An 18,494-nucleotide genomic window follows, 5' to 3' on the forward strand; every position below is an offset into this window, starting at 1 on the left:
ATTTAAATTTGACTCCCAATGTATGCTTACTTATTCCATAGCCCGCAAATCCAACATCGCACGTTTGCCACCAACCTTAGCTTATTGACAAAAAAGCGGACCTAACCAACATTGTGGTCAGGTCCGCTGTTATCATCAAAGATTATCGATAACTAGACTTGTTGACTAACCACACGTTGATCCACGACAAAACAAACACACTGTTCTTGTGTGCAACAAACGTGTTCGACTGTTTTTGTCGTGAATGACATGTGATAGCCTCCATCCGTTATTCCTTCTTGATAAACTTACTGAAAATAAGTAGCCTTGTCAACTAAACTTTCTCTTCTAAAGTTTCTCATTTTGCTGCCATTATCGCATGAAAGAAAGCGGTATAATTATTTTTAAATTGTGTTTGAGTTTGCAAATCAAGTGATGCACTCTAAATCGGTTTGCAGACATAAAGGAGTTTATTATGAAAAATAATCAGTTTGCTCGTCTGGATACCGATTTAACAACGGCAATCAGTGAAATGCAGACAATCAACTTTTACGATGCCAGCGTTGCTAACGCCACAAATGGTGTCTTCACATACCGCTTGTTACTGCGCAAAGCCTTTTTGGACGCCACCACTGGTAGTAATTTTGACATCAAACTGGCTAACTACTTAGCGACCCCAGAGACTAACCTAGCCGACTGGTTGGATTTAGAACAACCTGTGACTGCGCCAATTTTCTATCGCGTGGCCTTGCAATTGTTAGACTTCCTGGAAACCGTCGACTACGACTTAACCGATCCATTGGCTGCCATGGCTAAGATTCAACTGCCGGTTTACCACACAGACCATGACGAATGGTCTAAGGATGATGTGTTGGCTGCGTGGTACCTGTTATTAACCACACATACTAAAAACGGGCAAACATATTTAGACAAACTGGCCGTCAATGGCTACTTCACTAGTTTATACGCCCTCCCTGCCAGCAAAAAGCCGTTATTCTTTAACGGGAAAGCACAGCCAGTGTTTGATCAAAACAATCTGATTCGTGAAGTGGTCTATGTCGAAAGTGATGTCGATTCCGATCATGACGGCAAGCTCGATTTATTAAAGGCAGAGATTATCCGGCCACGGGAAACAAACGACGGTTTAAAAGTTCCAGCGCTCTATACGTCGAGCCCCTATAATCAAGGAATTAACGACGAAGCCGGCGAGGCACAAACGCACAGTGTCAACGTGCCATTAACAGCCAAAGAACCCAATCATACTAGCTATGCTGACATTGAATACCACGAAACTGACCAAACTTTGCCGGACAAACGCACCATTGCCGGGGAGACGACAACAACCGAAGAAACATTTGGTCGCGAAGCAAGTTACACATTAAACGACTACTTCCTGGCCCGTGGCTTTGCAGCTGTATACGCGGCGGGCATTGGCACAGTCGATTCCGATGGCGTTCAAACATGTGGTTCCGTTGAACAAACAAAATCGACTGTTGCCATCATCGAGTGGCTTAACGGATCACGGCGCGCCTTCACCAACCGTACTGATAATATTGCCATTAAGGCTTGGTGGTGCAATGGCAATATTGCCATGACAGGTCGCTCCTACCTGGGCACACTAGCTACTGCGGCTGCTACGACTGGTGTCGACGGTCTGAAGACCATTATCTCAGAAGCTGCCATTTCCTCTTGGTACGACTATTATCGTGACAACGGGTTGGTGATTGCTCCAGGTGGCTTCCCTGGTGAGGATGCGGACGTTCTGGCCGTTGAAACATTCAGTCGAATGATGAAACCCGCTGATTACCATGGCATCAAACCATTCTTCGATGCACAAATGAAGTTAATGCAAGAACAAATGGACCGTGAGAGCGGCAATTACAATACATTCTGGGATGAACGAAACTATCGCAAAAACATTAAAAACATTAAAGCCGATATCGTAATGGTTCACGGTTTAAACGACTGGAACGTTAAACCACGCAACGTGGAACGTTTGTGGGACGGATTACGTGACTTACCCGTCACCAAAAAAATTATTCTTCACCAAGGTCAGCACATTTATATCAACGCTTTCCGGTCAATCGACTATACCGACATGATGAATCTTTGGCTCAGTCATGAACTCTACGACGTTGATAACGGCGCTAAGGAACAATTACCAAATGTCGTTATTCAAGACAATGTCACGCCAGAAACCTGGACGGCATACAAAGACTGGTCAGAACCGACGCTGCCAAAAACACGTTACTATTTTGCAAACGATGAACTGGTTGCGACACCTGCTAATCACGGGGCCAAATCGTTTAGCGATCAGCTTCCCGAAGAAACGTTTGACCGATACGCTGCGCATAATGATGTTTGGGAACAAGAACTCTTAACTGCTGATAAAAATGCCTTGAGTAATAATCGACTATTGATGAAATCTGCTCAGTTCGATGATACGAAAATCATTGATGGTAAAGTTATCGTCCACGCCGCAGTCGCTGTTAACCAACCGTTAGGCATGCTGAGTTTTCAGTTGGTTGACTACGGCGAAGCCAAACGCTTCAATGTTTCGCCAACGACGATTGATGCCCACGGTCTGGACCTGGGCTACCACTGGCGTGAAGATAGTTTGCGAGAATTCATGTTGGCCAGTCACAAGACTGCATTTAAGATGATTACCAAGGGCCACATTAACCTGCAAAACCGTGAGCATCCTTGGCAAAACGATGAACTAAAGCCAAATCAATTCTACGAGGTCAGCGTTGAACTCCAGCCAACGTTCCATCGACTGTTAGCCGGTCATCAACTGGGATTGGTTGTTTATGCAACCGACTTTGGGATGACGGTGCGCGGCAATCAAGATTTGCAATACTCCATTAGTTTGGATCACAGTTTTGTGGATGTTCCGTTCAAGGACTAATTCGGTACGGTGTTGTGATTGCGTTGCGCGGGCTGGCAACGCCGTTCCATGGGACCGGTCTCAGCCCCTCAAACCCTGAGTCTTCAACCTCGATTCAGAGCCGCATAACCCGCTCGTCTCTGAAGTCGTCCCGTCATACTAGCTGGTTTCCGCCAGCAAGTATGACTTTCACGGAACTCTGTCACCAGACCACTTCACTCATTTCAGTGGCCTGTGGACAAAAAGCATTCGCAAAAAATAAACGCTACTACAAAATAAAATACATTATCAAAACGATCACACCTGAAGTAAAAATCTTCAAGTGTGATTGTTTTTTCTCTTATATGAATCTAACGCCCATGTTACTGCCGCCGCAATTTAAAACTAGATCATCGGAGTCAGCCCAAGTCGCTTCAAGTCCACTGTTTTCACTTTTGTTTTTCGCAACAATAACCATGCAAAGATAAAGAATGCCGCCGTAATAATCATCAAAGGTAGCACTGACATCTCCAGTTGCATGCCCTGACTGGGACCTGCTATGCCCGGAAAGTCTTGTAACGCATGCGTTACGATGACAAACCAGAGATTTCCTGTTCTCAGGTATATTGCCGCAAGAAGGGCGCCTATAGCTGTCGCAGAAAGCATTTGCTCTGATGTTGCCAGCAATGATTGTTGCGTTAAATTGAAAAGGTGCGTCGAACCAAATAATATACTGCTAACCATTACGCCAAAAAAGATTTGATGTTTTCCAGAAAAAGCCCTGATGGCTAACGGCAATATCATACCGCGAAAAACATATTCTTCAGTGAGGCCGACAAACATCGCTAAAACAAAGGCTCTTAAGATGGCAGTGACACGACCATCTCTGATTGCAATAACGATCACCATGATTGCCAGCAAAGCGCGAAAAATGCCATACCAGTTGATCCACATTAATTTATGCGGCGAAAGAGTCGATGTCAATCCAATCGGTTGATTTATCCACCCTAGATTCAGTAGCAACGGACCAGCTAAAAGGATGACTTCCCACATCGTTTCTCCCATAATCGAGTGTGGGCTTGCCGCAAATTTTGAAATTCCCAACACCAACCAAAGAACTAAAACTGGCGCCAACAATTGAACCCATTTATTTTTGAGCATTGTAAACATCTCCTCACTAAACGCTATTTTCTTATCGTGAGATTAGTTTATGATTGGACACTAAAAAATCCCAGTAATTAATGTTCATTACTGGGCTAAGAATCCTAGACACCCGCTATATCAGCGTTTATCAGGATCAATGGATATTCTTTAATTGGTTTAACGCGATGCTCTGGAGGAAGTTTGACGACGATGACTCGCCGTTATTGCAATCGCAAACGCGCCAATCGTTATCACGACTAAAAGCGATCCAAGCAAAAAGAACGTTTTCGTTCCCACCGAATCATGTGTAATTGCACTCAGTACCTTAATGCCATATGGCGCGAGCAAGGCGCCTGAATTAGTGCCAACCAGCAATACAGCGGCAGTCAACGTTTCGGAGTTTGGCGATGCAATTGTTTTCGAATCATCATTACCGCCCCCTCGGGTTAAAACAGTGCTCAAACGGACATTTGATCCCTCCAGTAATTTCTCAGTTGACTCTTTTATTTAGCGTGTACGATATATAGATCCGCATGAAAATCGAAAGTTCGGTCACGATTATCACCGCGTTCTGCGAATAACTCTGGAATAAAAATCCCGGCATTCATCAATTGACGACCTGAAAATTCGCCATCAACACCATCGACAGTGTACAGAAAATCGGGATTCAGTCCGGCAAATTTCAAACGACGATAGGCTGGGTTAGGCTCGGCCAAAACTTGATAACGCCCTGCAATAGCTGTTTTTTGATCGTCACTGACGACCATCCAAGATGTCACGTTACCATCGCCATCATACGGACTCTGTAAACGGATGAACGTGCCCTGCTGGAATAGTGGCCGGTATTGTTTATAAAACTTGATCTGATCAACCACAGTTGTCTTTTCGGCCGGACTCATTTTACTAATATCCAGTTCATAGCCAAGTACACCAAAGTAAGCGACAGCAGCCCTGGTTGCTAGTGAGGTCACGCGGCGATCCTGATGGTTTGGTACAGCAGAAACGTGGGCTCCCATTGTACTCAACGGATAGATCATTGAAGTACCCCACTGAATTTTGAGTCGTTCAATAGCATCCGTATCATCACTGGTCCACGTTTGCGGCGCATAGTACAACATGCCAGCGTCAAAACGGCCACCACCAGACGAACATGATTCAAACAGAACATCAGGAAATGCGGACGTCAACCGTTCATACAATTGGTAAACTCCCAAAATGTAGCGGTGTGGGAGTTCTTCTTGTTGATCCGCTGACAGTGCCAAACTAAACATTTCAGTAATGTGGCGGTTCATATCCCACTTAATATAGTCAAGGTGTGTTTCACGAATTGCCGCCGCCATTTGGTCAAACAGATAATCAATTACCTCCTGACGGGAGAAGTCCAGCACAAACTGGTTTCGGGCCGGTGTCATTCGCCGATCTGGTACATGAATGGCCCAATCTGGATGAGCCGCATATAGTTTACTTTCCTTAGAAATCATTTCTGGTTCAAACCATAGGCCAAATTGAAGGCCCAAATCGTGAATTTTATTGGCTAACCCACTCAATCCGTTTGGCAACTTGGCTAAGTTGACCTGCCAATCTCCCAACGAGCTATTATCATCATTACGTTTGCCAAACCAACCGTCATCGAGCACAAACAGTTCAATCCCCAGCGACTTCGCTGATTTCGCAATAGCTAATAGTTTTTGCTCATTGAAATCGAAATAGGTTGCCTCCCAATTGTTAATGAGAATTGGCCGTGGTTCTTTGACCCACCGTTTTGAGATCAAATGGTTGGTTAAGAAGCGTTGAAATTGATGACTCATGCCGTTAAAACCGTCACTCGCAAACGTCATCATTACCTCAGGCGTTTGAAATTGCGTATGTGCTTTGAGTTGCCAGCCGAATTCAAACGGATTAATACCCATCGTCATCCGCGTGACGTTATAGGAATCGACTTCGACCTGCGCCAGGAAGTTGCCGCTATACACCAAGTTAAAACCATAAACGTCGCCGTTTTGATCCGTAGTCTGTTTACGGGCAAGTGCTAAAAATGGACTCTGTTGCGCACTGCTGGCATCGCGTGTACTGCTGATTGCTTGCACACCACGCGTCAATGGACGCCGGTACAGATGCCGCTCACGTGCCCACGCACCAGACAGTTGAATCATGTCATACTGATCATCAGAGAAATCGACGCTCGCACTCAATGCAGCGTTGAGTTTAATCTTCGTTTCCCCTTTGTTTTCAAACTTCGTGCTGCGAACAATCACGTCTTCGTCTTCGAATACACTGTAATTTAAGGTCAGCTGCAGGCCGCTTTGTTTTTCAAGCAAATGAATGCGTAGAGTTTGAACGTGTTTGTCGTCCGCATCTGCACTGGCAGAGGGCAATGCACCGAGCTTTGGTTTGCCATCAACAATTTCATAATTCTGATAAACAAATTCAGAAATCCGCGCACCATTATCATAAGTGACCTGATACGCAGGATAACGAAAGTCCCCATGACCATAACTTGGATATTCTTGCTTAATCATACTCATGGTCACTTCAGGTTGTTCCGCCGTTAACGTTGGGGTGATGGAACGGAATTCTCGGTGCCGAAAATCAGCCGTATTGACCTTGTCACCGAGCCGTGGGCCATAATAATATTGACCTATTTCACCGTTTTCAAGCACACCCATCAAATAACTGGTATGCGCTGTTTGTAAATTAAAATCATTTCCTGTCACTGAGATACTCATGGGACAACCTCCTATAAACTTGACTTATTAACAAATTAACAGTCTCATGCCTCAATTTTACACGTTTTGTAATCGCTTACAAAATCGTTTTTTATTATTAGCCTACTATTCCATCATCCCATCGTGGTTGCCGAATGATCAGGTTTGTAGTTTGCGTCAATAATCGATTGTTCACTGCGTTGGTTTCCTTATTTAAGGCTAAAAAAATAGACATCGCAAGGATGTCTATTCCGTTCGTAAAATCACTTTATATCTAGCTAAGATCTCACAATTACGCTTTAATTGGCTGCTGAATAGTGTTTCGCTTAGACTTACGCAGTAAAAATAGTCCTGTCAGTAAGTAAACCAACGCTAATCCAACGCCAGTCAGTGACACCTGTGGGCTTTGGAGACCACCACTACCATAAGAACTGAGAAAATCGTTTAACCCATGCAATAGAATTGGAAACACAAGACTACCGGTTCTCAAATACAATGCAGACAGTAAAATTCCAATTGAAAATGCCGATAACATCTGAAAGCCTGTAATCAACAGCGCCTGATGCAGTAAATTCACCCCGTGTGCCACGCCAAATAATGCACTAGAGACAAGTATACCAACCCATAGTTGATTCTGGACCGAACCCAGCTTGCTGGCAAGCGGCAAGATGACGCCACGGAAAGCGAATTCTTCTGTAATACCCACAAATACCAATACCACACATGATAACCAGAAGTTCCCTTTGCCACCAAAGACAACGGCGATCGCCAGTAATAAAACAACAAGACTCGTCCAATTAATTGGCAGTAACCGCCAAGAACGTTCTGTTGGCCTTAAGAAGATCGGAACATGTAGCCAAAAATGGTTGAGTAGCCACACACTTGTGAACATCACGACTTCAAAAATTACGATAAAACTAATGGTGGAACCCGTTGACCTTTGAATCCAGCCAAATAATAAGGCAACAATAATAACAACAACCCAAGGCACCAACACTTTAAACCATTTGTTTTGCGACATTGACTCCATCCCCTAATAACTGTGATTAGCTAAAATCATAACAGTTTTTATATAAAAGCAGTGAATGATAAGTCCTCGGCTTAATCCGTTTCATACTTGGTTAAACCCTGGGCAACTGCTTTAGCAGATAAGGTGGTCGCTAACTGCTGCCACTCATCCATTGATAAGTAGGCGCCATCAACATTGATGGCATGCCCATTAGTAATTGTAGGAATCATTTCAGGATACAGGTCAATCATGTTGGCCATGTCATCCTTTGATAACTTCATTAAGTTTTGATAGTACTCGGTTTCTAATACATACTTATTCGTTGTTCGCCATTTATCGCCTGGCAACTCGCCTTCACCCGTATGTCGTGCATTACGAATTTGATACCATAATCGACCGTGTTTCGGCATCACGCCCACCTCGATTGTTAAAGCATTTCACCCTAAAACGGGAGTATTCCGCTAGGACCAATTAACTTGCCATCCCAATCGGAATCCTTGTGTTGATCAATCTTTTGAATTAAATCAACGGCAGTTGCGACTGGTGCTCCCTTTCGTGCCGGGTTGCTGGCAATTGGACCGGGAGTCACCGCACGGAAATGAACATTACCTCGCAGTTCATTTTGAAGTAGCACGGTCATCGCGTTAACGCCCATTCGAGAAATTCGTTGACCCAGTCCAGTCGTGGGCGTGCTGGCAGCAAAGTTAGCAAATGTAGCTAATTCATCCGACATGCTAATTACCATGCCATCATTAGCAGCCTCCAGCCACGGCAACATCTGCTGAGTGACCAAGTAAGTCCCCAACACGTTTACATCAAATGTTTGATGAAGGCTTTCCGAATCTTCATGACTGGCCTGGATATCGTGATCGTCAAACACCCCAGCGTTGTTGATCAACAAATCCAGTTTGCCAAACTGCTCACCAATCCACTGACCGGCCTGCATCACACTGCCATGATCCATTAAATCAATCTGTAATAATCGCGCTTGACCACCATTGTCACGTAACTCATCGACAACATCCAAGCCACGATTCAAATCTCGGGTGCCAACGAGCACTAGGTCACCGTCTTCAACATATTTTTGTGCCAGTGCTAGCCCAATGCCACGGGTCGCACCAGTAATTAATACACTTTTACTCATTTAAGTTTGCTCCCAATCATTTTCACTTTGTTATCCAGAACCGACCTTGTTATGTCACTACCCAACAAATGCGGCCCACACAACCAGTACAAGTTCCAGCAAGCCACGTAGAACGTGTGACCGCCAGTTAATCGTGTCATGTTGTTTACGGTCAATCAGATAATATACGGCTGATACCACTACACAGCCCACAAACAATAGTGCCGCGCCTAATAGCCGATTGTCGCTAAATAAAACCTGACAAAGTATAAAAATACCGCCGACAAGCAGCCATAATTGATACTCACGCGCAGGCCGGGTCTTTTTACGTTGCGCCGCGATAATAATCCAAATACCGTATATTGCCACAGCAAATGTTGTGATGAAGCTCAAAACTTTCATTAACATGTTTTATCCTCATTCATTATGTGCTAATCACACTGTTATTTGTCAGATAGTAAGGTGGAACGATAACGCTCAACAGTCGCTAATCGTAGCCCCTGATTCTTAGCCAATAACCAACTGCGAACATTCCCCAACGACTGTTTGCTAACCGTCGTTGCCGTAGCAAAATGCGGCAGTGCTAACGCATTCAGACCATCCCCAGGATAACCGAGTTTGCTAACTAAAATTTCTTGATAATCCATTGTGCTGGGATGCGCATTGATGTAATCCACCGCCTGGTTATAGGCCCTCATGAAGCCTTGCACGGCCGCAGCATGATTCTTCAACATGCTGTTGCCAAACACAATTCCGGTATTAGCTTGATTGGCCGTCGTTTGGGCTAGTGTTCGCGCTCCCTGGCGCCGCAATAAGCTTGCGTTAGGATCCGTCAAACTAACAGCACTCGCAGTATGATTATTAGCGGCGCTCATCAGTTCGGTTTCACTAGCCGTCGTTTTCAACGTAACGTTTTTGTCCGTTAACTTTGCATCTTCAATAAGCAAATCAGTAGCGTATGCCTGCGTTGAATTCGCCAGTGTACCAACCGTTTTATTCTTTAACTGTTTCAGCTTAGTTACGTTATCATCCGTCGTCATCAGCGCAGTATAATTCGTGGCGTTGCCTACCACTTGGCTCGTTGGGTGCGTGCCACTCGTCATCATTAGCTCAGGCAAGCCACTAATGGCGCCTTCAAACTGATGCGTACTGATACCACTGACGCGATCGTCAGCCGCCGCAACATTAGTTAAAGTCACACGCAATTTAGCTTGCGTGAAGTAACCGCGCTCTTCCGCCACATATAGCGGTAAAGCGTCCACCGACTGACCAACAGCAAAATTAATGTTGGTTGGTTTTGTTGCTGGGGCACTGACCCTTTGTGTTGAACGACCACATGCCGAAACGATTACCAATAACGTAGCCAAAGCTGCTAGAGTGACCGTGGTCAGCAACAATCTATGTCGACGCTTAGACATGGTCATCACGATCCTCGGATGCGGCGTTTGATTGCACGCTAGTATCGCTTGTAGCTGCGGACTCACTAGAAGCGACGGTTGATGACTGTGGATAGAACACTTCAACTTGTGCCGCGCTTGTGACAGATTGTGGATAAAAGACCTCTACTGAAGCCTGTGAAGAAGCCGCCGAAGCGCTGACCGTTTGTTCACTTTTATCGCCACTATCGCTACTCTCAGTGTTCGCGGCTGGGCGCCCATCTGCGACTGGATATTTTGTTTGACCATCCTTAGCCGGCAGCAACGACAACAAGAGTAAAATCAAACTACCAACAGAACCTGCCAAGTATAAGAACACCCACCAAGCACTTAATTCTTGATCATGTAGGCGTCGGGCAGTTAGTGAAACGATTGGAAATACAATCAAAAAACCGACTATCAATCCAACCGGAATGATGAAAAGGCCCAATCCGTTCAACACGCTTGGATCAAACGTTGGCGATTGCAGACTTGGATTCAATTGTAGTGTATTCCCACGGTTCATTAATAATGAAACAAAAATACGTACAACGACAATTAAAAAGATAGTCAGCGAAAGCAACGCTCCCGCGAACAAACTGAAAATGCTCCAGGTCACCCTCGCCCATAAATAGTTGCCTCGTGATACCGTGTCGCGAAAATTAAACATATTTCGCCATGTGTACCCAAAAGCATTACTCAAAATGCCACTTACATGACCGCGATGGTTAACCTCTAAACTTGCTGGCCCATTATCGACGCTCATCATGTTGTACCATGGCGCACGTGGGTCTTTTTCAACTTCTGGTAATGCATGCAAAACAATCATGTGCACACCAGGAACCAGCATCAGCCACTGATAGTGACCAGACAAACTTAAACTATGTAACCGCCGAACCGACATACTTAGATATTGTAAAAACTGAGCCAGAAAGAAGAAGTTTTCCAACCAGTGGGCCGGAAGCGCAATTCCGTCACTCAATCCCGTTGCACCTGATAGAATCGTACTAACCACGATACTCGCAATCACCATGCCAATAATGGCGGCCCAGAAATCACGTCGCCGCGTCTTACCGCGATAATTAAAAATTTGTTGCCAACTGGCAATATAGTTTGCCCAAATATTCATGTCAGTTTATCCTCTCTCTTAACCGTGCACTTACTTAGTCATTTGTAAGTCCACTCTCTTAATAAACATTTGCCTATTGCCTTAACGTTCATAAAACACGAAACCACCGGTATTACCCTTAATTTTAACCAATAATAGGTCTGTTTGCACAAATATTCGCCGATTTCGGGACCATTTATTAGTAAATTGATGAACACCATCAGAAACGTGATAAACTAGTGACATTACATGAAGGAGGCTGACCCCATGAAACAAGGAACCACCATCATGACACTCGACAACGGGTATCACTTATGGACTAACACTCAAGGCACGGGCGACATTCACTTACTATGTCTGCACGGTGGCCCTGGTGGCACACACGAATACTGGGAAAACTTTGCTGAAGAACTTGGCAAACAAGGCTTGAACGTGACCGTTCACATGTACGATCAACTGGGTTCATTTTACTCAGACCAACCCGATTACTCAGACAAGGCAACTGCTGACAAGTACCTCACTTATGAATACTTCTTGGATGAAGTTGAAGAAGTTCGCCAAAAGCTTGGCATCGACAACTTCTACCTTATCGGTCAAAGCTGGGGCGGCTTGTTAGTTCAAGAATACGCTGCTAAATACGGCGACCATTTGAAAGGCGCGATTGTTTCATCAATGGTCGATGAAATTGATGAATACGTCACCCACATTAACAAGGTTCGTGAAGAGGCATTACCTGCCGAAGAAGTTAAGTTTATGCAGTCTTGCGAAGCTAAAAATGACTATGACAACGACCGTTACCAAGCTGATGTTGATGTCTTAAACCGTGGCTATGTTGACCGCAAACAGCCACCGGCAATCGCTCATTTAATTTCAACGATGGCAACACCCGTTTACAACGCTTTCCAAGGTGACAACGAATTCGTTATTACCGGTAAGTTGAAAGACTGGCACTTCCGTGATCACCTTAAGGACATCAAGGTTCCAACGCTATTAACGTTTGGTGAGCACGAAACTATGCCATTAGACACAGCGCGGACCATGCAAAAGCTGATCCCTCACGCTCGTCTTGAAACAACACCAGATGGTGGTCACCACCACATGATCGATAACGCGCCCGTTTACTTCGATCACTTGGCCAAGTTCATCAAAGATGTTGAAAGCGGCAACTTTAACGACTAATTTTTAAATTCAATAGTCACAAATAAGCAGGCGGCAAATCCCTTATATCAGGGACTTGTCGCCTGTTTGCTTGTCTAAATTTAATTGTGTATTTTCATCGTTGACCGTGAACATAGGAGTCTGTTTAGATGATAGACCGTAGTCGTTGACTCACGCTTGCGGTTGTCCAAATTGAATACCGCCGTGGGACCAGTTCACGCCTCCTAAAGTTCGGAGTCGTTCACTTCGCCGTGAAGCCGAAAACCACGTCTTCACGACCGTCCCGTGCTGTAAATTGGGCTTGAAAACGCCCAATTAACACCACCTTCACGGCTTGCATTCAATTTTGACGCCCTCCAGCTTACACTGATTTTAAATATTGAACACTCAATCTAACCATTACACTAGTCAATGATTTGGCAGTTAAGTGAAGGCGACCAGCAACAGAGTTCCGTGTCAACACAACTTAATGGCATGGTTTTCGCCATTTAGTTGTGTGGGACGAGCTTTGAGACCTTTTGGGCTCAAAGTCGATGTTGAAGACCGCGATTTTCAGCGGGCTGAAACGTTCCCCACGGAACGGCGTTGTTGGGTGCCGCAACGGAATATACCACACATGTTTTAGGCAGCTGATTGTACGCAAACTTTTAAAAGTGTTTTAACCACTGGTTGAATGATCGCCACAATTACTAATGAAGACGGGGCTTGTTTTCGAATTTGTTCAAAGTCATTTGCTGTGTACACGTTTCCTCAATGAAATGACGATCGTGATCAATCAAAACCATCGTGGGGCGCACCTGCTGAATCAAGGTTTGCAACTGTTCGCGAGCATCAATATCCAAATAGTTGGTCGGCTCATCCCAGATCAATATTCCATGTGGTTCACTCAAGCTCACCGCCAAGGCGGCTTTCTTCATTTCGCCCATGCTCCATTCGCTGGTCGGCGCTTTTAACCTTGGGCGCGAAACGCCTAACTGATGCATTAAATTCCAAACGGTCGTTTCATCATGATGGTCACGCCATCGGTCAAACGAACCGTCCATGATAAAATCAGTAAACTGCTGGGACAGGTAACCGATGTCTTGAGGCAAATCATTCATCAAATAGCCGTCGTAAGCCAATTTTTCTTGCCCTCGTAGCAAGTTCAGAAAACTAGTTTTACCCACACCGTTTGGGCCAATGATTGCCAGGCGGTCACCTCTGTGAAAATCCAATGAAACGGGTTGAAACAGTGGATCATTGCGCCGTTTGACACTGAAGTCTCGCAGACTAAGCAATAGCTGTCCGCCAGCGGTTTGCTGGACGTTGGTTCGCAATCTATTCACCTGATCGACATCGTTCATTAAGCCTTTCCGTTGTTCAATCGCGGCATCTGTTCGGTGTTCAAACACCTTCGCGCGAGACATCAATTTCTTAGCCATTCGTCGACTAGAAGCGTCATTTGACTCACGTTCACGCTTTTCAGCCCACTCGCGTTGAATATTGGCACGGCTCGACAATTGCTTGATACGATGCTGCAAATGCTCGTTTTGCGTGGTCGCCGCATTGTCACGGCGCTCTTTATCAACCTGCCAGTTTTCGACATTGCCCGCTACTAAATCCACAGAGCTCCGATTTAACGACATAACGTGGTCCACGAACAGATTCAAAAAACTCTCATCATGACTGACGCAGATGAAACCCTGTTTTTGTCTCAGATAAGTGCCGACGACCTGACGACCTTCAATATCCAAGTGATTCGTTGGTTCATCAATTAACGGAAAGTCGTTTTCGTTAACGAATCCGCGTGCTAGCAAGACCCGCGTTTGTTCGCCGCCGCTAAGTGTGTCAAACAGACGTTGTTCATAGCTTTCATCTAGTCCAATCCGATCCAACTCCAAACTGGCTTGCCACTCTTCGGCACCAGTTGATGTCATGATTGCCATGACTGTTTGCGACCGATTAATCGCTGCATCGGGAAAATAATTGAACGTCACCGGCCTTTTAATCAATCCATGACCGGACAACTGACCTCGCAATAAATTCATGAAGGTCGTTTTGCCACGACCATTACGGCCAATCAAACCTAATCGCCAAGTTGTATCGAGATTGAGCGATAACTTATCAAATACCGGTGCATCAGCGCCAGGATACCGGAACGTTAATTGGTCAATTTGAATGGTACTCATTCGACCACCTGCTTTTATATCTATTTAGTTTTGTTTTAGATAGTGCGGTTGAATGCACACTATCTTCGAAGGATTAACGCGTGAATATTACCAAACGCGCTTCCACGAAATAAAGTTATTCATTATTAAAATACCAATATTATCACCGTGCTTATATTCTCATTACTTTTTAATTTACCATACATCCCGTACAGAGTGGTAACATTAAACAAGTTATTCAAATGCTGTAGGAGGTATTATATGCTTGCCATTACGATTGCCATCGCTATTGGAATCGCTTTGCCGATGGAAACCGCCATTAATTCACGTTTACAAGGGACACTTAAATCACCCTACTTTGCTTCATTGATGTCATTTTTCATGGGAACCGTCCTTTTAACTGCACTTTTGCTTGCGACTGGACGCAGTTTATTAATTCCCGGAACTTTCTTTACTAGCCATCCCTGGTGGATCTGGCTTGGTGGTGTGCTCGCCGTTGTCTACCTCACTGGGAACATTTTGTTGTTTCCTAAACTAGGTGGTATTCAAACAGTTTTAATGCCCATTTTAGGGGAAATCCTAATGGGTTTGCTAATTGATAACTTTGGTTGGTTTGCCAGTGCTCAACACTCAATCACCTGGTTGCGTGCTTTCGGCGCAATCCTAATGATTGTCGGTATCGTTTTTGCGGTCGTCCTACCAGAACGCGCTCGTAAAAATACGTTTCAAGGTTCTGCGGAAGCTACTGAAACTCATCACGTCCCCCACCGTGGTTTTTGGCAATTGTTGGGTATCTTGTTTGGTGCGTTTGCCGCGGGACAAACTGCGATTAACGGTCACTTGGGGCACTTATTGAAATCGCCTATTCAAGGTGCCTACGTCAGTTTTCTGGTTGGTACCCTCATTTTATTAATTGTGGTGCTGATTCAAAATCACGGTTTACGGTTCCCAGTCGGTGCCATCTCACACAATCCATGGTGGATCTGGTTCGGCGGCTTCATTGGTGCCTTGTTTGTGCTTGGTAATGTTTATCTAGTGCCCATCATCGGAACTGGCTTAACCGTTGTGATCGTGCTTTTTGGTCAGATTATCGGAGGCCTCATTGTCGATCAGTTCGGCTGGTTCGGTGCCAAACGAAATCCTATCGTTCCCCTTAAGATCATTGGCCTGCTGATTATGATTGTTGGTGTATTGTTGATCAAACTGTTCTAAACATAACTTGTAGCGAATAAATCTTTTTTCAAAAATCGTTGACAATGTTCGACTAAGATATCATAATAAACACATTAAAATTTGATGAATAAAACACGCGTTGAAAAGAAAAGTAACCTGCGAAAAGATCATTAAGCGAGCGCCGATTGGTGAAAGGGCGTCGATCAACCACAAGTGAACATCATCTTTGAGCGTTGACTACGACAACAGTAGTCAATGGGTGCTCCCATTACAGAGCTAGAGTATCTGGCGGTAGGCCACGTACTTGAAGAGGCAGGCTCTCGTGAGAGGTCTGTGAACAAAGGTGGTAACACGTGCAAACGTCCTTAGCTGAAGTAATTCGGCTAAGGACGTTTTTTTATCAAAAAAATAGTTTCTCGATGACGTAAATGAAAAGAGGCAATTATATGGAATTACAGGAACACAAATTAACCAAACGTGAATATGCGTTAGTCAGTTCAATGCTGTTCGCACTCTTCTTTGGTGCCGGTAACCTTATCTTTCCGTTGCACCTGGGTCAATTATCTGGCGCCCACTGGCTCAGTGCAGCATTAGGCTTTCTGGTAACTGCGGTATTGCTGCCCTTACTTTCTGTGCTAGCAATTAGTATCACCCGTGCCGGCGGTGTTTACGACGTAGGCCGCCCACTTGGGGTCTGGTTTGCCCTCACCTTTATGGTGTTGATTCACGGTACTATCGGACCGCTGTTTGGTACTCCCCGGACAGCGACCGTTTCATACACTGTCGGTGTCGCTCCGTTAGTGCCTGCACATTTTCAAACCTTAGGACTCGTCATTTTCTCCGCCGTGTTCTTCGGTTTAGCCTACTTCTTTTCTGTTGAACAAAGTAAAATCGTCGCCAATATCGGTAAATTGCTAAACCCAATTTTTCTAATTTTGCTAGCACTGGTCTTCTTCCTCGCCTTTTTGAAACCACTTGGCAATCCTGTCCATCAGGCCGTCACAACAGCCTACCAGCATGATGCCTTTTTCAACGGTTTCCTTCAGGGATATAACACGATGGACGCCTTGGCGGGGCTTGCCTTCGGGGTAACCGTCGTCACTGCAATTCGCTCCCTTGGCAAACGAAATCCTAACGCCATCGCATTAGTTACGGCCCGTGCTGGTTTCTTCTCAATGGGTTTCGAAGCCATCATTTACTTATTACTAATCGTGATTGGTGCCATGTCACTGGGTCAATTCAAACTAGCCGCTAATGGTGGGGTTACGTTTGATCAGCTGGTCAACCACTATCTCGGTGTCGCCGGCCAAGCTATTTTAGCCGTTCTGATCACGGTTACTTGTCTCACGACCGCCATCGGCTTAGTTGCTGCGTTTGCCCAAGATTTCCACAAACATTTCCCAAGCATCAGCTACCGCGTTTGGTTACGGTTCACAACCATCGCATCCTTCTTAACGGCTAACATCGGCCTTAACCTAATCATTTCATGGTCCACGCCAATGTTGATGTTCTTATACCCGCTTGCGATGGTACTGATTCTGTTATCCATCACTTCACCCCTATTCAAACGAGATCCAGTCGTGTACGCTTTCGTCGTGCTGTTCACTTGTGTTCCCGCTGTTTTCGACATGATTGCCGCCTTTCCACCAGTCGTTAGCCAAAGTGCATTTGGTAAAGCCATGACCAGTTTTCAAATGAGCTACCTGCCATTCGCCAAGTACGGTATGGACTGGGTCGTCCCCGCTTTGGTTGGTGCCGTTATCGGCCTGACTTGGCATTTCGTTAAACTTGCTCGGGAGCACACCACGGCCTCGGTTTCAGACAACTAAAAATTGCTGCCAGTCATCTAATTAAAAACGTGATTTGCACGTTGATAACAATGTTGCTAACCTAAATCAGAATAAACAAGCAGGCGATAAATCCCAATATAACGGGATTTATCGCCTGCTTTTTCTCATAAACATGTAAGAGAAACAATGAACTAGTTTTGGTATTCTTAAAAGCGTGGTCGACTCGATTCATCGAGAATCTGGATGAAAGGGGGATGCAACCATGCTTCAATTATTTTTAGCACCACTGATTGTGGGCATGCTTTTAAAGATGTTTGACCACTGGTTGGATGATCGCCACAATCGGCCGTAGTTGACCATAATTCAACCTAAAGTGTCCCGTCTAATTACATATTATTCGAAAAAAGACCCCTTACTAGTCACACCTAGTAAGGGGTCGGATGCTTCCATGCTTCGCTTCGACAATAATATACCACATAGTTGCTACATCGACAAACGATAAGCAGACCTTTTTATCCTACTCACCTTGCCAGTTAACAGCACAACGAAACCGGAAAACTCCTTCATTTATAAATAACATTTAATGGACTTCATTCAACCGTTCGTCCAGCATTCTAGCCAATCTTTGCAACTGTTTATAACTGACCTGAAAGAAATCTGGGTTTCCGGACGCCAGTGCAGTAATCGTATACGGCGGCAAATTCAGCATTTTATTCAAATCAGCCGGCGTTAATCGCAAAGACAGCATATCATGCGTAATCCGTCTTTGAATCATTCTCATCGCCATGGAAGTACCCAAACTGCCTCCGAAGATATTTAATACCCGCACCATTTTAATCCGAGCGAAAAGGCGATCTAATTTCATGACATTCACCTGA

At 44.9% G+C, this 18,494-nt stretch carries 16 protein-coding genes and 1 other annotated feature; of the genes, 5 read left to right on the forward strand and 11 right to left on the reverse strand.

All coding sequences use genetic code 11. The annotated features are described in order from the left end of the window. Positions 1–454: 454 nt before the first annotated feature. Entirely contained in the window at positions 455–2,887 is a 2,433-nt protein-coding gene (locus tag LROSL1_RS10810) for a Xaa-Pro dipeptidyl-peptidase (protein WP_178914562.1), read from the forward strand. A 363-nt stretch (positions 2,888–3,250) separates the two neighbouring features. Here LROSL1_RS10810 and LROSL1_RS10815 read toward each other — a convergent pair whose 3' ends face one another. The 9 genes from LROSL1_RS10815 to LROSL1_RS10855 form a co-directional block, all read right to left on the reverse strand. After that, positions 3,251–4,006 carry a CPBP family intramembrane glutamic endopeptidase gene (locus LROSL1_RS10815; protein WP_178914563.1) on the reverse strand — a complete coding sequence of 252 codons (756 nt, stop codon included), beginning with the start codon at positions 4,004–4,006 and terminating at the stop codon, positions 3,251–3,253. Between the two features lie 159 nt (positions 4,007–4,165). Then, a complete protein-coding gene (locus LROSL1_RS10820) occupies positions 4,166–4,450 on the reverse strand; it encodes a hypothetical protein (RefSeq protein WP_178914564.1) in 285 nt (94 codons plus the stop codon). Positions 4,451–4,491: 41 nt separating this feature from the next. Next, positions 4,492–6,714, reverse strand: a complete 2,223-nt coding sequence (locus LROSL1_RS10825; RefSeq protein ID WP_178914565.1) for an alpha-galactosidase — start codon at positions 6,712–6,714, stop codon at positions 4,492–4,494. 271 nt (positions 6,715–6,985) lie between these two features. Beyond that, positions 6,986–7,714: a CPBP family intramembrane glutamic endopeptidase gene (locus LROSL1_RS10830; protein ID WP_017260469.1), complete on the reverse strand. Its 729-nt coding sequence runs from the start codon at positions 7,712–7,714 to the stop codon at positions 6,986–6,988. 80 nt (positions 7,715–7,794) lie between these two features. After that, the gene (locus LROSL1_RS10835; protein WP_178914566.1) at positions 7,795–8,112 is read right to left on the reverse strand and encodes a hypothetical protein; all 318 of its coding nucleotides are present in this window, start codon (positions 8,110–8,112) and stop codon (positions 7,795–7,797) included. 32 nt (positions 8,113–8,144) lie between these two features. After that, on the reverse strand, positions 8,145–8,846 hold the full coding sequence (locus tag LROSL1_RS10840; protein WP_017260468.1) for an SDR family NAD(P)-dependent oxidoreductase: 702 nt from the start codon (positions 8,844–8,846) through the stop codon (positions 8,145–8,147). Positions 8,847–8,903: 57 nt separating this feature from the next. Further along, positions 8,904–9,233, reverse strand: a complete 330-nt coding sequence (locus tag LROSL1_RS10845) for a hypothetical protein (protein WP_017260467.1) — start codon at positions 9,231–9,233, stop codon at positions 8,904–8,906. A 35-nt stretch (positions 9,234–9,268) separates the two neighbouring features. After that, the gene (locus LROSL1_RS10850; protein ID WP_178914567.1) at positions 9,269–10,243 is read right to left on the reverse strand and encodes an ABC transporter substrate-binding protein; all 975 of its coding nucleotides are present in this window, start codon (positions 10,241–10,243) and stop codon (positions 9,269–9,271) included. Continuing rightward, positions 10,236–11,369, reverse strand: a complete 1,134-nt coding sequence (locus LROSL1_RS10855) for a DUF805 domain-containing protein (RefSeq protein ID WP_178914568.1) — start codon at positions 11,367–11,369, stop codon at positions 10,236–10,238. The genes LROSL1_RS10850 and LROSL1_RS10855 overlap by 8 nt, the downstream gene beginning before the upstream one ends. Before the next feature lie 246 nt (positions 11,370–11,615). Here LROSL1_RS10855 and LROSL1_RS10860 point away from each other — a divergent pair, with 246 nt between their 5' ends. Next, the gene (locus LROSL1_RS10860) at positions 11,616–12,527 is read left to right on the forward strand and encodes a proline-specific peptidase family protein (protein WP_017260464.1); all 912 of its coding nucleotides are present in this window, start codon (positions 11,616–11,618) and stop codon (positions 12,525–12,527) included. A 668-nt stretch (positions 12,528–13,195) separates the two neighbouring features. Here LROSL1_RS10860 and LROSL1_RS10865 read toward each other — a convergent pair. Further along, positions 13,196–14,674, reverse strand: coding sequence for an ATP-binding cassette domain-containing protein (locus LROSL1_RS10865; protein ID WP_178914569.1), 1,479 nt, complete (start codon positions 14,672–14,674; stop codon positions 13,196–13,198). 240 nt (positions 14,675–14,914) lie between these two features. Here LROSL1_RS10865 and LROSL1_RS10870 point away from each other — a divergent pair, with 240 nt between their 5' ends. From LROSL1_RS10870 to LROSL1_RS10880, 3 genes are all read left to right on the forward strand, one after another. Next, on the forward strand, positions 14,915–15,865 hold the full coding sequence (locus LROSL1_RS10870) for a DMT family transporter (protein ID WP_178914570.1): 951 nt from the start codon (positions 14,915–14,917) through the stop codon (positions 15,863–15,865). Between the two features lie 91 nt (positions 15,866–15,956). Beyond that, positions 15,957–16,196: a binding site (T-box leader), on the forward strand. Between the two features lie 76 nt (positions 16,197–16,272). After that, complete coding sequence (brnQ, locus tag LROSL1_RS10875; protein WP_178914571.1) at positions 16,273–17,655, forward strand: branched-chain amino acid transport system II carrier protein; 1,383 nt, start codon at positions 16,273–16,275, stop codon at positions 17,653–17,655. Positions 17,656–17,878: 223 nt separating this feature from the next. After that, complete coding sequence (locus tag LROSL1_RS10880) at positions 17,879–17,968, forward strand: type I toxin-antitoxin system Fst family toxin (protein ID WP_017260460.1); 90 nt, start codon at positions 17,879–17,881, stop codon at positions 17,966–17,968. 228 nt (positions 17,969–18,196) lie between these two features. Here the strand turns inward: LROSL1_RS10880 and LROSL1_RS10885 are convergent, their stop codons facing one another. Then, positions 18,197–18,481, reverse strand: coding sequence for a hypothetical protein (locus tag LROSL1_RS10885; RefSeq protein ID WP_178914572.1), 285 nt, complete (start codon positions 18,479–18,481; stop codon positions 18,197–18,199). Positions 18,482–18,494 lie beyond the last annotated feature (13 nt).

Source organism: Furfurilactobacillus rossiae, assembly GCF_013394005.1.
GTDB lineage: Bacteria > Bacillota > Bacilli > Lactobacillales > Lactobacillaceae > Furfurilactobacillus > Furfurilactobacillus rossiae.

Bases quoted from the DNA above. Each gene is read 5' to 3' on its own strand.
- brnQ (WP_178914571.1), top strand. From the start codon at position 16,273: ATGGAATTACAGGAACACAAATTAACCAAACGTGAATATGCGTTAGTC.
- LROSL1_RS10855 (WP_178914568.1), bottom strand. From the start codon at position 11,369: ATGAATATTTGGGCAAACTATATTGCCAGTTGGCAACAAATTTTTAAT.
- LROSL1_RS10835 (WP_178914566.1), bottom strand. From the start codon at position 8,112: ATGCCGAAACACGGTCGATTATGGTATCAAATTCGTAATGCACGACAT.
- LROSL1_RS10870 (WP_178914570.1), top strand. From the start codon at position 14,915: ATGCTTGCCATTACGATTGCCATCGCTATTGGAATCGCTTTGCCGATG.
- LROSL1_RS10810 (WP_178914562.1), top strand. From the start codon at position 455: ATGAAAAATAATCAGTTTGCTCGTCTGGATACCGATTTAACAACGGCA.
- LROSL1_RS10840 (WP_017260468.1), bottom strand. From the start codon at position 8,846: ATGAGTAAAAGTGTATTAATTACTGGTGCGACCCGTGGCATTGGGCTA.
- LROSL1_RS10860 (WP_017260464.1), top strand. From the start codon at position 11,616: ATGAAACAAGGAACCACCATCATGACACTCGACAACGGGTATCACTTA.
- LROSL1_RS10880 (WP_017260460.1), top strand. From the start codon at position 17,879: ATGCTTCAATTATTTTTAGCACCACTGATTGTGGGCATGCTTTTAAAG.
- LROSL1_RS10850 (WP_178914567.1), bottom strand. From the start codon at position 10,243: ATGTCTAAGCGTCGACATAGATTGTTGCTGACCACGGTCACTCTAGCA.
- LROSL1_RS10885 (WP_178914572.1), bottom strand. From the start codon at position 18,481: ATGAAATTAGATCGCCTTTTCGCTCGGATTAAAATGGTGCGGGTATTA.
- LROSL1_RS10865 (WP_178914569.1), bottom strand. From the start codon at position 14,674: ATGAGTACCATTCAAATTGACCAATTAACGTTCCGGTATCCTGGCGCT.
- LROSL1_RS10830 (WP_017260469.1), bottom strand. From the start codon at position 7,714: ATGTCGCAAAACAAATGGTTTAAAGTGTTGGTGCCTTGGGTTGTTGTT.
- LROSL1_RS10845 (WP_017260467.1), bottom strand. From the start codon at position 9,233: ATGTTAATGAAAGTTTTGAGCTTCATCACAACATTTGCTGTGGCAATA.
- LROSL1_RS10825 (WP_178914565.1), bottom strand. From the start codon at position 6,714: ATGAGTATCTCAGTGACAGGAAATGATTTTAATTTACAAACAGCGCAT.
- LROSL1_RS10815 (WP_178914563.1), bottom strand. From the start codon at position 4,006: ATGCTCAAAAATAAATGGGTTCAATTGTTGGCGCCAGTTTTAGTTCTT.